This is a genomic window from Roseivirga sp. UBA838 (assembly GCF_002296035.1).
GTDB classification, from domain to species: Bacteria; Bacteroidota; Bacteroidia; order Cytophagales; family Cyclobacteriaceae; genus Roseivirga; species Roseivirga thermotolerans.
Window position 1 is genome coordinate 23,239 of the sequence record NZ_DBHC01000020.1, and the last position, 15,929, is coordinate 39,167.

At 43.9% G+C, this 15,929-nt stretch carries 15 protein-coding genes; 6 read left to right on the plus strand and 9 right to left on the minus strand.

Going from position 1 to position 15,929, the window contains the following annotated elements; translation table 11 throughout:
* The first annotated feature begins 53 nt into the window (after positions 1-53).
* Together B3O12_RS07155 and B3O12_RS07160 are read left to right on the plus strand one after the other, a co-directional pair.
* Positions 54-629, plus strand: a complete 576-nt coding sequence (locus B3O12_RS07155; protein ID WP_286755796.1) for a hypothetical protein — start codon at positions 54-56, stop codon at positions 627-629.
* A gap of 58 nt (positions 630-687) precedes the next feature.
* Positions 688-1,581 carry a DNA-3-methyladenine glycosylase family protein gene (locus B3O12_RS07160; protein ID WP_286755797.1) on the plus strand — a complete coding sequence of 298 codons (894 nt, stop codon included), beginning with the start codon at positions 688-690 and terminating at the stop codon, positions 1,579-1,581.
* 22 nt (positions 1,582-1,603) lie between these two features.
* Here the strand turns inward: B3O12_RS07160 and B3O12_RS07165 are convergent, their stop codons facing one another.
* Positions 1,604-4,204, minus strand: coding sequence for an ABC transporter permease (locus tag B3O12_RS07165; RefSeq protein ID WP_286755798.1), 2,601 nt, complete (start codon positions 4,202-4,204; stop codon positions 1,604-1,606).
* Positions 4,201-4,545 (minus strand): PadR family transcriptional regulator, encoded by a 345-nt coding sequence (locus B3O12_RS07170; RefSeq protein WP_189629710.1) that lies wholly within the window; start codon positions 4,543-4,545, stop codon positions 4,201-4,203. Before B3O12_RS07170 ends, B3O12_RS07165 begins: the two co-directional genes overlap by 4 nt.
* Before the next feature lie 158 nt (positions 4,546-4,703).
* Between B3O12_RS07170 and B3O12_RS07175 the strand changes: the two genes are divergently transcribed.
* The 3 genes from B3O12_RS07175 (at position 4,704) to B3O12_RS07185 (ending at position 8,060) form a co-directional block, all read left to right on the plus strand.
* Positions 4,704-6,080: an aldehyde dehydrogenase gene (locus tag B3O12_RS07175; protein WP_286755799.1), complete on the plus strand. Its 1,377-nt coding sequence runs from the start codon at positions 4,704-4,706 to the stop codon at positions 6,078-6,080.
* Between the two features lie 10 nt (positions 6,081-6,090).
* Positions 6,091-7,131 carry an MBL fold metallo-hydrolase gene (locus B3O12_RS07180; RefSeq protein ID WP_286755800.1) on the plus strand — a complete coding sequence of 347 codons (1,041 nt, stop codon included), beginning with the start codon at positions 6,091-6,093 and terminating at the stop codon, positions 7,129-7,131.
* 224 nt (positions 7,132-7,355) lie between these two features.
* On the plus strand, positions 7,356-8,060 hold the full coding sequence (locus B3O12_RS07185) for a carboxypeptidase-like regulatory domain-containing protein (RefSeq protein WP_286755801.1): 705 nt from the start codon (positions 7,356-7,358) through the stop codon (positions 8,058-8,060).
* 75 nt (positions 8,061-8,135) lie between these two features.
* Here B3O12_RS07185 and B3O12_RS07190 read toward each other — a convergent pair whose 3' ends face one another.
* Positions 8,136-9,506, minus strand: a complete 1,371-nt coding sequence (locus tag B3O12_RS07190) for a M28 family peptidase (protein ID WP_189629706.1) — start codon at positions 9,504-9,506, stop codon at positions 8,136-8,138.
* A 442-nt stretch (positions 9,507-9,948) separates the two neighbouring features.
* On the opposite strand from B3O12_RS07190, the gene B3O12_RS07195 reads away from it, so the two are divergent.
* Positions 9,949-10,533: a hypothetical protein gene (locus tag B3O12_RS07195; protein ID WP_286748376.1), complete on the plus strand. Its 585-nt coding sequence runs from the start codon at positions 9,949-9,951 to the stop codon at positions 10,531-10,533.
* Here the strand turns inward: B3O12_RS07195 and B3O12_RS07200 are convergent.
* From B3O12_RS07200 to B3O12_RS07225, 6 genes are all read right to left on the minus strand, one after another.
* Positions 10,520-11,392 carry a nucleoside phosphorylase gene (locus tag B3O12_RS07200; RefSeq protein ID WP_286755802.1) on the minus strand — a complete coding sequence of 291 codons (873 nt, stop codon included), beginning with the start codon at positions 11,390-11,392 and terminating at the stop codon, positions 10,520-10,522. The genes B3O12_RS07195 and B3O12_RS07200 overlap by 14 nt on opposite strands.
* Positions 11,389-12,357, minus strand: coding sequence for a rhodanese-related sulfurtransferase (locus B3O12_RS07205; protein WP_286755803.1), 969 nt, complete (start codon positions 12,355-12,357; stop codon positions 11,389-11,391). The genes B3O12_RS07200 and B3O12_RS07205 overlap by 4 nt, the downstream gene beginning before the upstream one ends.
* Positions 12,358-12,448: 91 nt before the next feature.
* A complete protein-coding gene (locus B3O12_RS07210; protein ID WP_189629702.1) occupies positions 12,449-13,081 on the minus strand; it encodes an acetyltransferase in 633 nt (210 codons plus the stop codon).
* A gap of 91 nt (positions 13,082-13,172) precedes the next feature.
* Positions 13,173-14,447 carry a DUF2851 family protein gene (locus B3O12_RS07215; RefSeq protein ID WP_286755804.1) on the minus strand — a complete coding sequence of 425 codons (1,275 nt, stop codon included), beginning with the start codon at positions 14,445-14,447 and terminating at the stop codon, positions 13,173-13,175.
* 24 nt (positions 14,448-14,471) lie between these two features.
* Entirely contained in the window at positions 14,472-15,287 is an 816-nt protein-coding gene (gene pyrF / locus B3O12_RS07220; protein ID WP_286755805.1) for an orotidine-5'-phosphate decarboxylase, read from the minus strand.
* Positions 15,287-15,925 carry a LolA family protein gene (locus B3O12_RS07225; protein ID WP_189629699.1) on the minus strand — a complete coding sequence of 213 codons (639 nt, stop codon included), beginning with the start codon at positions 15,923-15,925 and terminating at the stop codon, positions 15,287-15,289. The genes pyrF and B3O12_RS07225 overlap by 1 nt, the downstream gene beginning before the upstream one ends.
* Between the last annotated feature and the right edge of the window lie 4 nt (positions 15,926-15,929).

Sequence of the window (15,929 nt, forward strand, 5' to 3'; positions counted from 1 at the left end):
ACTTTTGAACCCGCTATAAAAAAGTTCGCTATCTTAGTAACTACAAACTACTCATGAAAAATCACGCCTTTATACTGCTAGTAATCAGCATATTAGGATGCAACCAAAGCATAGACATTGACCCGGACACAGGCTTTGAAGTGTTTACCATTCCTGAAGGGTCTCACAGTTCTATTTTCCGAAACGAACCTTTTTCAGGCAATGGCATATCGGTAACAGCTCTTTTCGATGAAAGCGCCCGATACACTTTAGAAGTTGCTTCCGATCAGGCCGACATTAATAAACTGGTAGGGTTTTCGGATTGTGGTCAGGATCATCAGAGCGAAAGCGCCCGCATTGGTTGGCGCTGGTTTAATGACGAGCTGCAAATACTCGCCTATACTTACCGGGAAGGGCAACTTAACTTTGAAATGATGGGTACGGCAAAAATTAATGAGTCCCTAAGCCTCCGAATAAAGATTGCTACCGACCATTATGAGTATTCTGGAGATGGAATGAATACCATTCGCATGCCGCGCACCGACAACTGTGAAAGTGGTGAGAACTATTGGCTATGGCCTTATTTTGGAGGAAATCAGCCAGCCCCACACGACATTACCATTCGGCTAACCCGAGATGTCATCGATTAATTTTCAAACTCTTTCATTTGTCTTCACATATGGTGACCATATTTTTCTAAGTTGAATTGTGAAAACTCAACTGAGCCTTGCTTGCTCCCCTCCATTCGATTTTAATAAGTGCTTAAACGCCTTGTACAGAAGCACAGATGAAATACTTTATCAGGTTATTGATGGTTCGGTGTTTCGGCTAATTAAACTGGAAAATGAGTACATACCTGTAGCTCTGACTGGCAGGGGCAATGAAATCATCATCGAAACTCCTCAAAGCCTCACTCCCCACCAAACAGAACAACTAAAGCAGTACGTAGGCCGATGGTTCGATGCAGACCGAGACCTGAAACCTTTTTACGCACTAGTGGAAAGCCACCCAAAACTAGCCCATCTGAGCAGTCAACTGCATGGCTTGCGCATAATGGGCATACCCGATTTGTTCGAAGCCTTATGCTGGAGTATTATAGGGCAACAAATCAACCTCTCTTTTGCACATAAACTCAAACGAAGATTGGTTGAGCTTTATGGCGAAAAGTTAACATGGAAGGAAATGGACCTTTACCACTTCCCTAGCCCCGAAAAAATATTGACCATAGATGAGGAATACCTCCACAACCATCAGCAATTTTCGCGAAGCAAACTGAAGTACCTCAAAAACGTGGCTCAAGCTTTTGTTTCGGGCAACATTAGCCATCAACGTTTGCTGACTTTACCCGATTTTGAGAGCCAACAAGCGCTGCTTACTTCAGTAAAGGGTATTGGCGTTTGGTCGGCCAACTATGTCTTAATGAAGTCGTTTGGTGCCCCTAAAGCCATTCCTTTTGGTGACACTGGCCTTACACAGGCGCTCTTTAACCTGGGGCTTATCGATGACCGGAAAAACGAAGACGCTATTAGAGCCTTTTTTAAAACCATGCCCGGTTGGGAGGCGTATACGGTTTTTTACCTGTGGAACAGTCTTTCATCCTAATGCCAGAACAAAAGTTTATGGGCTACTCGATTCTCAAAGTTTCTGCCGGATTCATATTTCTCACTCTTCTTATCTGAAGATTGAAAGTAAAAAGGGTGACTGAAAGCAGAATAAAAACCGCTACTGCCAGAGGTCCCACTCCTATGCCGGGAGCATAGGCATATACATTATCTACCAACGCACCCACCAGCAATACCGCCAAAGGACAACCAACCAATATCGCAAGCAGAAGCACAAAACGGAATTTTAAAACAATGGCTTTAGCCAAGTTGAATGAAGAAGCGCCCAGCACCTTTCGAATACCATAGTCCTTAATCTGACTGGATATGTTGATGCTCACCAAGCCATAGAGCCCCATGGCAGCCAGCAAAATGGCTATACTGGCCGTAAAGATCATAATATTTCCTATTCCTCGGGTTTCGTCATAGAACCCTTCAAACATCAATTCCTGAATGCCTACATACACAGACTTCTCTTCTACCATAGCCTGTAGTTTTTCTTCCAATCGACCTCGGTGTTCAAAGATGTTGCCCTCTCTCATTTCAACAAGGTAGGAAGTGTATAGATTAGCCGGAATTGCGCGCATTGCAGCGCCCCTAATCTCCATTCCGGGATTCCAATAATGGTAGTCTTCCACAACACCAATTATGGAATATTCAACCGAATCCTGAACTACTGTTGTACCATCTGGATCGAAAGTGAGCTGCAGGTCTTCTAAAAATGATTGATTAACAATGAGCATCTTCCGAAAATCGCTCTCCAGGTTCTCATCGAACAGTCTGCCTTCAACCAACTTAAGCCCCAGTACTTCCGGATAATTACGACCTACTTCAAACAGTTCGGCATAGGTTTTTACCTCACCGTTCTTAAACTGAACACCATTCAGAGACTGCCCAATATTAGATCGAGTACCTGCTATTACTTCCACGCTTGGGTCGGCCAATAACACATCACGGAAAGCATCTCTGTAATCACTTTCCGGAATACCAATTACCAACTTGTTGTGCTGGTCGTAACCCCATTCTATGGACTCATTGACTTGGTTGGCATACACAAACATAACGGCCGCAACAATGGTGACCATTGCCAAAATCATCTGGAAAGTAAGAAAAACACTACTGAGAATGCGCCTTCCTCCTCTTTGAGTAGCCTTCCTCAAAATAGAAATGGGCTTATATGACGAAGCCACAACGGCAGGATAAAGACCTGAAGCCAGGCTTATGAACAACAACAGGGCAGCAAGGAAAATTAAAAAGTTCTGGTGCGACAGCAAATTGAGCTGAAAACTAACACCTGCTATTTCATTGAAACCGGGTAAAAACAACCCTTGGGCCAGCAAAAGTCCCACGAACATGGAAAGCAAGCACAGCAACAGGTTTTCGCAAAGAAACTGAATGATAAGTTGTCTTCTGGGGCTACCCACAACCTTTCTTACCCCTATCTCTTTGAGCCTCTTCATTATCATGGCCAGTGAAATATTGACGTAGTTGAGCGTAGAGAGCAGCAACATAAATACAGCAATGGCAGAAAGAGTAAGAATAGGAGCTTTGTTGGGTGCGGAACCAATACTATTACTCATTTCGTAGGCATTGTTGGCCATAGTAGTTATTGGCTCTAACTCAAAATTACTATATGCCCCATCTTCATTGTCTTTGTTGTAAATAGGCAAAAGCTTGTCCATAGACTCCAACAACAACTCCGGTTGGATACCCGCCTGCCGCTGAATAAAGAAATTAGTACTCCAGTCATCCTGCCCTAGTTTAGACAAGTGTTGCTCAAAGTGCTGGTAGTTGACCAGAATACCCAACTGAAGGCTTCCGTTGTGGGGTTTATCTTTGTATACAGCCCCTACCGAAAACACCTTCCACTCTTCTCCAATTTTCAGCTCTATGGACTGATCCAGAGCCGACTGCTCCCCAAAAAGCCGGATGGCCGTACTCTCATCAATCACTACTTGATCGGCCGAATTGAGCGTTTTGGGATTTCCGGCCTGAAGCTCAAAAGTAAACATCTCTAAATAGGCCGGATCTACGAAGTGGGTAAGATTATAAGTGATTTGTTTATTCACCCGTGCTTCTAACTGCAGACGGTTGTAGCGGGTAGAAGCCTTTATGCCAGGAACCGATTCAAGAATTTCTCTTGTCAATTCATTGTTGGTAGCTCCGTTTCTACCCTTATTAGATTCTAGTTCCTCCCAGTGTGTAACCAGAAAGAGATCTTCCTTATTCTTATGAAAATTATCCTTTACATAGCTGAATTCCACAAACTTAAAAGCCACAATGGAACAGCCCACAGCAATGGAAAGACCGATAATATTAATAGCACTAGGCATTCGCTGCTTCCACAGGTTCCGGACACCTATTTTAAAGTAGTTCTTAAACATTCCGATTTGATTTAGTTTTTGACCTTGTTTTCTTGTTCGTCTGATGTTAGACCAGCGGAATAGTCGGATTACATCCCAGATAAATGACCATTTTGCATGAGAATAGCCCTTTTCTTCCACCCGCCAATAGAAGAGTTCGTGTACATCGCCTTGCAACTGCTCGAGTAAATCGGGATTACAAAAGAGGCCGAGAAACCAATCGGCCCAACGTGGCGGACTGTGCTTGAACCGTTTACTCATGCAAAAAATGAATAGGCAAAATCGGTAGGCAGTTGTTTATAGAGCTGGTCTCTCTGATGTTTTACTTCATCGAGCATTGCTTTACCTGCCGCTGTAAGGTGGTAATAGCGTTTTCGCCTCCCACCGCGTTCTTCGGTGGCTCCCCCCATATCTGAATAAAGCCAACCTTTATCTTCCAGCCTGTTAAGCACGGCATGTATAGCACTAATATTCAGCTCTCTACCCGTCTGTTCCTTCATTTCTTTCAAAACCGAAACAGCGTAGGCTTCATCGCGCAAAATACCCACCAAAAGCAGTATAAGCTCTTCCAGTTCTCCGATGTAATTTCCTTTTCCTTTCATTATAAAACATCTACAAACATAGAACAAATATATTATCTCTATACTTGTAGAACAAATATTCGTGCGAATATAATAGCCCGAGATTTTGACCGAATCCCAAGGCACAGAACCATGCCTACCTATATTTTGCTAAATTTCAGGGCAACCACTACCGGCCAATGAATACAGGAGCAAGTACCATAAGCAGAATAGTAGAACAGCAAAGAGTTTATTTCGCCAGCGGCCACACGCGCAGCGTAGAATCGAGACTTGCAAAACTCCGATTGCTCAGAACCACCATTCTAAAGCACGAACCCGATATTCTCGCAGCGCTGCACAAAGACCTTAGCAAATCCTCGCAAGAAGGCCTTATTACAGAAATTGGACTGGTTATTAAGGAAATAGACTATCATATCAAACACCTGCGCAAATGGAGCAAGGCCAGGCGTGTAAGCACCCCTATCTATCTACTCCCCTCTTCCAGCTACACCCGCTACGAACCCATGGGGGTTGTTTTAATCATCGCTCCCTGGAATTATCCTTTTCAGCTCTTAATGACCCCACTTGTTGGTGCCGTTTCTGCCGGCAACTGTGTGGTGCTTAAACCTTCTGAATTCTGTGTGCACACCAACAAGGTTATGAATACTATTACAGACGAGGTATTCGCAAAAGACCATATAGCAATGGTACATGGTGGCAAAGAGACCAATCAGGCTTTGTTGGCCCAGAAATTCGACAAAATATTTTTTACAGGAAGCTCAAGGCTCGGAAAAATCGTAATGCAGGCTGCAGCCAATACTCTAACCCCTGTAGTGCTTGAGTTGGGCGGGAAAAGTCCCTGCGTAGTAGACCATTCGGCCAAAGTAAATCTTGCGGCAAAACGCATTGCCTGGGGCAAAACAGTCAATCTGGGTCAGACTTGTATTGCTCCTGACTACCTGCTCGTGCATGAGAATATTAAAGACGAGTTGGTTGAAGGTATCAGGTATTACTGGAAAAGCTTTTTTGGTGAACAACCGGAAGAAAGCAACTACCTGGCCCGTATGATTACCCCCGAAGCCTTCGATCGTGTAGCCAATTACCTCAATCAGGGGAAAGTTCTGTATGGAGGAAATGTAAATAGGGAAAGCAAATTCATCAGCCCTACACTTTTAGAGGTTGCAGAGGCTGATGCTCCCGTAATGCAGGAAGAAATTTTTGGCCCAATACTTCCTGTAATTACTTATAGTCAGATTCAGGAAGCGATTGACTTTATTAACTCGCGAGACAAACCTTTGGCCGCTTACTACTTTGGCGATTCGGCAACCAACAAGCAATTACTTCGCGAGACCACTTCAGGCGGTGCCTGCCTAAACGACACACTCATTCATATATCTAACCACTCTCTACCTTTTGGAGGTGTTGGAATAAGCGGAATGGGGCACTACCACGGAAAACACAGTTATGAAACTTTTTCCCATGTACGCTCCTTTATGAAGTCACCTACTTGGATAGATTTACCTTTCCGATACCCTCCGTTTCGCTATTTTCGATGGGTGAGGAAACTCTTGACTTAAGTTGCCATATATGTTGAAACAATTTGGAGGCCGGTTGACCACCGAACTAAAAAATCAGTACGCCCAATCGAACCATTGGCTCAATGGCCGATTTCAAAACCTTGAAGAAACCAGTATGAATATTGACTGGCGTACGTTGCCGGTAATCCTCTACAAACAATTTTTTAAAACCAAAGGCAGAGTACCGAAACAGCCTCTCCCTATACCGCCATTCAATAGAGAGATGTTTTTTGCTGAACCTTCAAAAACACAAATGGTGTGGTATGGTCATTCGGCTATTCTGATGCGCATTATGGGTAAGACTATCCTGATTGACCCTATGCTGGGGGCTGATGCTTCACCCATTGCGCCATTCAAAACCAAACGCTTTTCAACAGACACCCTCAAACTGGTCGATGATTTTCCGACCATAGACCTGATGCTACTTAGCCATGATCACTACGACCACTTGGATCTGGCAAGCCTGCAAAAGCTTAAACCTAAAATCAGGCAATATTATGTAGCTCTGGGCTGTGCAAGACATCTGAAACACTGGGGCATTTCTGAGTCGAACATCAAAGAATTCGATTGGTGGCAACATTCGGTTTTTGAGGGTATTGAAATAACCTTTACTCCTTCGCGGCATTTTTCCGGCCGAGGCCTTACCGATCGTTCCCAGTCGCTCTGGGGTGGTTGGGCTATTAAAACGCCTCATGAAAACATTTACTTTAGTGGTGATGGCGGTTATGGAAAGCATTTCAAACAGGTAGGAGATCGTCTTGGCCCCTTCGATTTTGGGTTTATGGAATGTGGCCAATACAACGAAAACTGGCATCAAATACACATGTTTCCGCAAGAAGCGGTGCTAGCGGCAAAGGAGGCAAAGGTTTCTAAAGCCATGCCCGTACACTGGGGTGCTTTTGCCTTGGCACAACACAGCTGGACCGAACCTGCCGAGCAGTTTGTGGCCGCAGGCCGCAAAGACAACCTAATGGTAACCGCACCACCTCCGGGGCAAATTTTCGGTGTAAGAGACACCCATGATGATGCCTGGTGGGCCGATCACGTATAAATCAACACACTGACTATCAATATCTTTTGACTCGCTGCTCATATTTTAATAAATTAAGAGGGTTACTTATTTAGATCACATAAACTAAATAGCTCACTTGAGCTACAAGCTGTGCCTTCACAGCACTTTGTAAAAGCCATTTGTGAAGACACAATTAGTGGCAAAGTGTCAAAACATACGCCATGCGGACTTATATAAGTAACCCTAACTCTATAAATTAAAACATGCAGAAGATAGCTCTATCCATTTGTCTGTTGGTATTGACAGTTATGCTCAGCCTGGCTCAAGAAGGTCAGGTAAGCGGTAAGGTCTTCGCTTTTAAGGACACCCCTGTTGCCAACATTAAAGTCACCGCCAAGAAGTCTAAAAAAACTACCACCACAAATATGAGAGGTGAATTCAGTTTAGAATGCAAAGCAGACGATAAGCTGGTTTTTGAAGGCTCAGGATTTAAAAAACTGGTGAAACGGGTTACTGCCGGAGAACAGCTTAATGTAAAAATGCTCTTTCTGGAAGGTGAACGAAATGCCGAAGTGGCTATTGGTTCGGGACATCTTACCCGAGAGTCACTGACTTACGCCACCAGTAATTTTTTGGAATACAACAATGACTACCACACTTATCCCGACATTTTCACGCTGATCGCTGGTAAATTTCCGGGCGTACGTATTGAAAACGTATTGGGTGAGAAACGCATAATCATCAGAGACATTCAGTACTTCAGCAACGATGGCAACAACACCGCCCTATATCTGGTAGACGGGCAAATATGGCAAGACATTTCGGTGCTACGACCCGAGGAAATTAAGGCCATAAATGTGATGAAAGATGGAGCTCCCATGGGATTTAGAGGCGCCAATGGAGTAGTACTCATTACCACAGTAGATGAATACGGTAAGGTTAAATTTCCTGAAAGGGATAACGATTAAAGGTTCCACCCCAGAATAAAAAAAATCTCCACCGATTAGCTAACCCGTGGAGATTTTACGAACCAGGGCAGGTTGTTACCTTCTTCTAATCTGCTGATAAGGGAATACAACCGTAGACTCATTGCCATCTTTACCCACGGCAGCCACTCCAAAGTAATAGTTGTCTATAACAATACCTTCCAGCGTATGTTCATTGACACCTGTTACATACACAAAATTATCCCATGTTGGGGAAGTGGTCAGTCTCCAGTAAATCTTATATCCGGCTACATCCGAATCGTCCGATGCCTTCCATTGTAAAGTGGTAGAAGGCTGCACTGCACCTCCAATTCTTACTTCTTCAGGGGCGGGAGGCGCCCAGGCCAGACCAGCTAGAGAGATGGCATTTACCGCTGTGAGCTTGGCCGCATAGTCAAAATTTACTCCTTCGATTACATCTCCGTATTTAATTCCGTTTTCTTCACGAATGTTCTGGTGTTGTCGGTTGTAGTTTTCGTGTGCCTCCATAATTCTTACACCGGCATAGCCTAAATCATTGAATGGTCTATGATGACCTCCTCGTCCGAACCTGTCCAACCGATATATCATCATTGGATTCATCTCGGGCATATAGGTCAATACCTGCTTGTGTATGTACCTTGCCAATTGCCTGGAGTTACCATCCACTTCTCCCCCTGTAAATCTGCGAGAGGCACGTTCACGGTCTGTTTCGTTGGCGGGTGTTGGCTCAGAAAATATTCTGAAACTTCGGTTATCAATTACCCCATCCACTCCTTCAATGTTGCCAATCATATCGTTATTAAGCACACCGATTATATTCCAGCCTTTTTCCTGGGCATAGCGAGCTAACCCTGCCCCTCCAAACAATCCTTGTTCTTCACCGGAAAGCCCCACAAAGGCAATACTGTTTTTAAACTTGTACTTAGAGAGCACCCGCGCAGCCTCAAGGGTGCCGGCCATGCCTGATGCATTATCGTTCGCTCCGGGAGCATCTACTTCATAATCCATAGTATTAGACGCTCTGGAGTCGATATCGCCCGACATCATTACGTAGTTGTTTGGATTGTCTGTTCCTCGTAAAACCGCTACCACATTTACTATGTAGGCATCTTTCGGTACTCTGTTTCCCATTTCGGTAGTCACCAGGTCTTTTTGATAAAACACTTCTAAACATCCTCCACAGGCTTGTGATATTTTTTCGAATTCGGCTTTTATCCATCGTCTGGCCGCTCCAATACCACGGGTATCGGAAACCGTATCGGAAAAGGTATTCCGTGTACCAAAACCGGCCAGTTTTCGAATATCTGCTTCAATTCGGTCGGCTGACACAGATGAGATTATGTCATAAATTCGGGTATCAATGGCCGGAGGGGCCTGTTGTGCCTTTAGCGGAGTCATTAGCAAGGCCATACCCAGTGCACATACAAAGGTTAGTAGTTTTTTCATATCCATTTGATTCTCAGGAAGGTCAAAATAAGAAAGAATTCAACCGCCAAAAACGGATAAATGACCAATGGAAAAATTTCTTTAAAAAATGAATCCAACCGGTAGGGGTTTTGCGTTGTATGAGTGTGTTAGAGATGAGACTTTTCTAAGACAAAAGAATAATTTCTGACGACTGTAACAAATTTGGTACAATCATTGTCTTAAAACAGGGAGATCACAAATAAAATGAAAACAAAAACTATTTTACTCACAGCTGCTGTAATTGCCACCGGTCTTGGTATTTATAGTCTTGCGGGCAAGAAAATTGCGTTGCCAAAGAAAAAGGGCACTAGTAAATAAATCTTACACCAAAAGAGTTAAATACTGTTAAGTAGTTAGGCCTCGGGTTTTCCGAGGCTTTTTAGTTTGTAGAGTTTGGTATTTTTGCGGAACATTGTTTCTCATGAAAAAGCTTCTATTCATCTCCTTTTATCTCTGCGTGTTTGGGCTTTCACAAGGAAATGCACAGCAAACCACTGACCCCCGAAGACATATCGATTCGGCCGTCTATTTTATGGACCTTGGCCAGTATAGTAAAGCGGATGATCTCTTTATGACGGCTTTGGAAAAAATTGATGTGCTCTCAGCCGATTTCTGTTTTTTCTTTGGTAAAAACTCTTTCTACCTGAATAAATATGCCCAAAGCATTGATTGGCTCAATAAGTATTTAGAGTTGAAGGGGAGCCGAGGCCAGTACTCTCGCGAAACACTCGATTTGCTAGAAAAGGCCGAAGAGGCTTTTAGAAACAACCGAAGCACGGGGAGTGTCGCCGATGTTAACGCCAAGTTTTTCTATCTGAACACTATTAATTGTGACGAGAAAGATCACATTGTCTGCCCGGTTTGTAAGGGAGATGATGTAATAACCCGAAGAGACCAATTCGGTGAAATACTCTACAAAACCTGCCCCTATTCTACCAATGGTGTACTCACCTGTGTAGAATTCAATCTACTCATTCAGGGTAATTTAAAACCTAAAAAGAACTGAGCTTATCCAGCGTAAGCTCAATGAGCTTCTGAGTAGTTTTTTCTGCCTGAGCAGAAAAGGTGCCTTGGGCTCTATTGGCTATAAGGGCATTCAGACTAATCATTTCATGACCCAGCAATTGTGCCATGGCATAGTAGCCTGCTGTTTCCATTTCAAAATTGGTAAACCTTCCCCAAGGGGTATCGGTTTTAGCCAGAGTTTCTAAAAAGCCGGGAAGCTTAGGTCGCAATCTTATTTCGCGCCCCTGAGGTGCATAAAAACCGGGTGCAGTTACTGTAACGCCCGTATACATTGTACTTTTAAACAAATCGAAAAGCACCTCCGAACCTTCAGCTATGTAAGGTTTAAAAGGAAGTTCCAGCACTCTCTGAATCTTATTTTCCGTGATTTGTTGCTCTTCACTTGTGCTTCGCTCATAGAAACTCATGAGGCTATCCAATCCCAGTGCCGCTCTGGAAACCAAAAGGGTATCTAATGGAATATCAGGCTGCATACAGCCTGATGTTCCAACCCTCACAATTTTTAACTGACGCAGTTCTTTTCTGACCGTTCGAGTTTGAAAGTCTACATTCACCAGAGCATCCAACTCCGTCATGAGCAGCTCAACGTTGTCTGTGCCCATGCCGGAACTTATCACCGACACTCGCTTTCCACCCAGAAACCCTGTATGGGTAACCAGTTCACGGTTGTTGATCTGTAAGTCTATTTTATCAAAATAGCGACTCACTTTAGGCACTCGTTCCGGATCGCCCACAACCACTATGGTATCTGCCACCATATCAGGTTCCAGGTTCAAATGATATATCCTACCTTTTGGGTTGAGAATGAGCTCAGATTCTGGAATTCTGCGTGATGTCATTGAGCAATTTTTGCGGGCTCTCTCTTAACCCCTTTCAAAGGGTTATAGTGGTTGGTATTTTTTTGGTAATAACCGGTGCCATCGTATGGTCTTCTGGCCGGGTTCTTTCGGCACTCCTCAGAGCAACACCCGTCCATTAGCCACCCTGCTTCTTCCGACATGGGTATGTGCGCGTTGCACTCCGGATTGGCACAGTTCACCATTCGATCGGTAGGTTTTCCGGTAATATGGCATCGCGAAACGATGGTCGGGTTGACCTTGTTAACATCGGCCGTAATGCGATTATCAAATACATAGCACTTGCCTTCAAAGTCTTTACCCTCGGCTTCCAGCCCATATTTTATTATACCTCCATGCAGTTGATACACGTTTTCAAACCCTTGTTCTAAAAGGTATGCACTTGCCTTTTCGCATTTAATACCTCCCGTACAGTAGGTTACAATCTTTTTACCCTTTAAGTGTTCCAGCTCTTTCACTTTTTGAGGAAAGTCGCGAAAGTTCTCAATATCGAGCGTAAGAGCATTTTTAAATCGACCTACATTGTGTTCGTAATTGCTTCGTACGTCTAGGATAACGGTATCTTCCGGTTGCTCCTCAAGAATTTTTTTAAACTCAATGGGTTCTACATAAGCCCCGGTTCTTTCTCTGGGGTTAATATGCCGAAGACTGGAGTGTACTATTTCAGGTTTTACGCGTACATGCAATTTGGCAAAAGCCATTTGGTCGTGCGCTTCCACTTTAAATTCTGTATCGGCAAAGCGCGGATCGGACTTTACATAATCCATGTAGCGCTCACAATCTTCCTTTAACCCCGATACCGTTCCGTTCAGGCCTTCAGGAGATATAATGATTCTTCCTCTAAGGTTGTTTTCAATACAAAAGAGGTGATGTTCTTCTCTGTACGCTTCATAATCCTCGATTTGAGCGTAGCAGTAATACAATAATATTGAATACTTCTTTTCCATATGTTCTGCCCTATTGCTTGTAGGGTGAATTTTTAGTTCAAAATTTTATGTTCCACGTTTTAAGTCGACTATGAACTTGAACCTTTGAACACTAAACTGCTTTGGCCGGATTTCCAAATACCGTTAGGCCTTCTTCCACATTGGCCACTACTACCGAACCGGCCCCTATTCGGGCGTTTTTACCTATTTTAATACCCGGTACTATGGTTGCTCCCGAACCAATAAATACGTTTTCGCCTATCTCGGCCTCGCTACCAATAACTGAGCCGGCTCCCACCTGTACCAAATCGCCCAATTTGGCGCTATAATCGATAGTGGCATTGGTATGAATAATGCAATGGTCGCCAATACGGGCATTGGCACCAATTACCACTCCACTATTGATGAACTCTCCATGGCCTACATGAGCCGAGGGAGCAATTTCTGTATTGCTATGAATGGCGTTTACGGGCATCATTTTTCGCCTTGTCTTAATAAGCTCTACCAGCCCTTTTCGCAAAGGCCGATCGTCTACGGCAATAAATGCCTCACACTTTTTACCGATCAACTTTAAAAAGCCATCGTCTTCGGTATGCCCCAAAATGGCCAGCTCTCCAATGGTTTGACCATGCAGCTCCTCCTTGTCGTCCAGAAAGCCATAAACGATGATATCGTTGCTCTCAAATATCTCTACTGCTGCTCTTCCCAGTTCGCTGGCACCAAAAATTATAACAGGATTTTCCATAGCTTTTATTTGCGGGCTGCAAAGTTAGGGCTTTTCATGGCAAAAAGTAAGTTATGGCAAAAGCTTCTTGAGCTACTGAGGCTCAGCACCTTTAAGACCGAATGAGTTCTACTCCAATTTTACACTTGAGGCAATTGTTGTGCTTACAATACTCGTTGTACAACTCAATTAAACCCTGAGTGTCGAAGCCCGAGTTGACATTCCACCCCAATTCATACCAACTACGAATAATATGGTTGTTTTCTACCGGCAAACTCATGAGCACATTCATGGCTTGCTCCAACATATCGGTTTCGTCTTTGTATTCGGAATAGGCTACCAACAACGGAGCTACTGTATTAATCATGAGATTGGAGATGGCAGACTTGGAGAGACGATCGTTGCCTTGCTTGTTTTCAACCCCAAAGTTGAAGTGCTGCTGCCAATATGTACTTTGCTGTACCTGCAAGCGTTTTTGTAGCTCTCGGGTATTGGAAAAGTCTGTGAATAGGGAAAAGAGACTATGGTTTTTATGTACAAGTGCCGCCCATTGGGCTATTCGTACGGTTGGAAAGTTGGTTGGCCGAACCCCCGAGAAATGCCATTGGTTGAAACTTAACTGCGAATTGATAGCGTATTTTCTCTCCAAAAAGGTATACTCTCGCTTTAGCTCATAGGCATAGGATGAGGTGTGACGGGTATTGAGTAACCCGCTGGCCCCAAAAAGCAATGCTTCCCACTGCTTCAAGTCGCTGTGCTTGCGCAATACACGCAACGGAACAGTCTGTGCCAGAGCCAGCATACTTTGAGCATTGGTTTTGAAACCAAAGCCCTGTGCAAGCCACTCATAGACTGATTGCTCCCAGTCTTGCTTATTCCTAACAAGTAACTCCTTAAAAAGTGCTCCTTTGCGTTGCAGCCGTTGAATCAGGGCAGCTTCCAACATGGCTAGCTTGGTAACCGAGCGCACCTTTGGAAAAAGTTCGGCACAGGCAATTGGGTTATTGCTTTTAATAATTTGCTGATATCGGTTGAGTAAGCCGGGCTTTATAAGGCCCTTAAGTTCTACCGTAGGAATGGGTTTACCTTCGTTGTCACAAACCTGATAGTCGTTGAAGTAAACCAGATGCAGTACCACATTGCTGTAGTTCGGGTCGCCTTGATGCTTATGAGCTTTCCAGTCGGAGGATTTGATGTGAATTTCGACTGAGCCAGCCCATTGAATTCCGTTCACATCGACCAATGCCTCCTTAAAGTCAGGACCAGCTAATTGATTTACCACTCCGGGTTTTATAACAGCAACCGGTTCACCGGAGGTTGTCCTAAGTGCTTTGGAGTTAAAATACTGATGTTGCCAAACGAAGTGTAGAAAGTCTTCTTTGATCATCGGTGTGTGCTTACACCGATGAATCTAGCAATATTTTTCCAAATAGTTAGCCATTTCTTGCTGAAGCTCACGGGCTTTGCTACCTGCTACAGATGCAAACGACTCGCTCCCATCGGCATAAATAATGCCCCTAGAAGAGTTGACAAGAAGCCCACACTGGCTATTAAGCCCGTGCCTTGAAACCTCAGACAAGCTCCCCCCCTGCGCTCCTACCCCGGGCACAAGCAAAAAATGATTAGGAACAATCTGGCGAATATTGGTAAGGGCTTCCGCTTTGGTAGCCCCAACTACATACATGAGTTCTTCGTCTGAGCCCCAACCCTGGCTTTTCTTTAACACTCGCTCATAGAGTTGATCACCTTCTGTAAGGGCAAGATTTTGGAAGTCTTTACCCCCTGCATTAGAAGTGAGAGCCAATAGAATGACCCATTTTTCAGGAAAGTCCAGAAAAGGTTTTACTGAGTCTTCTCCCATGTAGGGAGCAACAGTAATGGCGTCACAATTCATTTGCTCAAAAAATGCACGGGCATACATTTTGGAAGTGTTACCAATATCTCCACGCTTGGCATCGGCAATTATAAACACATCATCGGGCAAATAGGCTATGGTTTTCATAAGGCTTTCCCAACCTTTGAGTCCATGCGCTTCATAAAAGGCTATATTGGGCTTATATGCCACAGCATAGTCTATGGTTGCATCTATAATCTGCTTATTAAACTCAAAAAGCGGATCGTCCGCTTTTCGTAGGTGTTCCGGAATTTTATGAATGTCGCTATCAAGACCCACGCACAAATAAGATGCCTTGGCTCTGATTTGATCAAACAGTTGTTTTTTGTTCATTAATTACGAAGGTCTTCTTTGTACTGAACCGGGTTCTTTTCTTCGTCAAACTCGAAAAATCCCTGTGGAAAGGTTTTGTTGGGCGTAAACTTTGAGACTTCAAAAGCGGTCTTGGCTCCATCATAATCAATGAGATCCCACGCCTTTAGGTAAGAGTCTTTCTGACCGATATACATGATCACATTGGTAAAGTCAGATTCCTTATCGGTAGAAATTAGCTCTATAACATGAACAAGCTCACCATTTATAGAGTCTTGCCTTTTATATTTGAAGCTAAAGCCCTGCTTATAAATATCGTACACATTGGAGGGGTTAATGACGGCTTCCTCCGGCTCAAAATTACTAATGGTCAATTCCTGAGACTCTACAAGATAGGTCCATAGCACAGTGCCATTGCAATAGATATGCTGATCTTGAAACTTTATACGAAACTTCTCTTTCGATACCGAAGCCTCACCGGTTAACCGGGCCACAACTTCCGATTCGTTAAGAATTTTTTGCACGAACCCTATTTCAAAGCCTGGCATGGCTTTATAGACCGAACTCATTTTGTCTAAAATGGCTTTCGGATCCTGATTTTGCCCCACAGCTGCCAAGGAGGCAACCATCCAAATCATCACAATTAATACTCTTTTCATTCTT

Bases quoted from the DNA above. Each gene is read 5' to 3' on its own strand.
- B3O12_RS07185 (WP_286755801.1), top strand. From the start codon at position 7,356: ATGCAGAAGATAGCTCTATCCATTTGTCTGTTGGTATTGACAGTTATG.
- B3O12_RS07210 (WP_189629702.1), bottom strand. From the start codon at position 13,081: ATGGAAAATCCTGTTATAATTTTTGGTGCCAGCGAACTGGGAAGAGCA.
- B3O12_RS07165 (WP_286755798.1), bottom strand. From the start codon at position 4,204: ATGAGTAAACGGTTCAAGCACAGTCCGCCACGTTGGGCCGATTGGTTT.
- B3O12_RS07200 (WP_286755802.1), bottom strand. From the start codon at position 11,392: ATGACATCACGCAGAATTCCAGAATCTGAGCTCATTCTCAACCCAAAA.
- B3O12_RS07215 (WP_286755804.1), bottom strand. From the start codon at position 14,447: ATGATCAAAGAAGACTTTCTACACTTCGTTTGGCAACATCAGTATTTT.
- B3O12_RS07225 (WP_189629699.1), bottom strand. From the start codon at position 15,925: ATGAAAAGAGTATTAATTGTGATGATTTGGATGGTTGCCTCCTTGGCA.
- B3O12_RS07205 (WP_286755803.1), bottom strand. From the start codon at position 12,357: ATGGAAAAGAAGTATTCAATATTATTGTATTACTGCTACGCTCAAATC.
- B3O12_RS07180 (WP_286755800.1), top strand. From the start codon at position 6,091: ATGTTGAAACAATTTGGAGGCCGGTTGACCACCGAACTAAAAAATCAG.
- pyrF (WP_286755805.1), bottom strand. From the start codon at position 15,287: ATGAACAAAAAACAACTGTTTGATCAAATCAGAGCCAAGGCATCTTAT.
- B3O12_RS07190 (WP_189629706.1), bottom strand. From the start codon at position 9,506: ATGAAAAAACTACTAACCTTTGTATGTGCACTGGGTATGGCCTTGCTA.
- B3O12_RS07170 (WP_189629710.1), bottom strand. From the start codon at position 4,545: ATGAAAGGAAAAGGAAATTACATCGGAGAACTGGAAGAGCTTATACTG.
- B3O12_RS07175 (WP_286755799.1), top strand. From the start codon at position 4,704: ATGAATACAGGAGCAAGTACCATAAGCAGAATAGTAGAACAGCAAAGA.
- B3O12_RS07155 (WP_286755796.1), top strand. From the start codon at position 54: ATGAAAAATCACGCCTTTATACTGCTAGTAATCAGCATATTAGGATGC.
- B3O12_RS07195 (WP_286748376.1), top strand. From the start codon at position 9,949: ATGAAAAAGCTTCTATTCATCTCCTTTTATCTCTGCGTGTTTGGGCTT.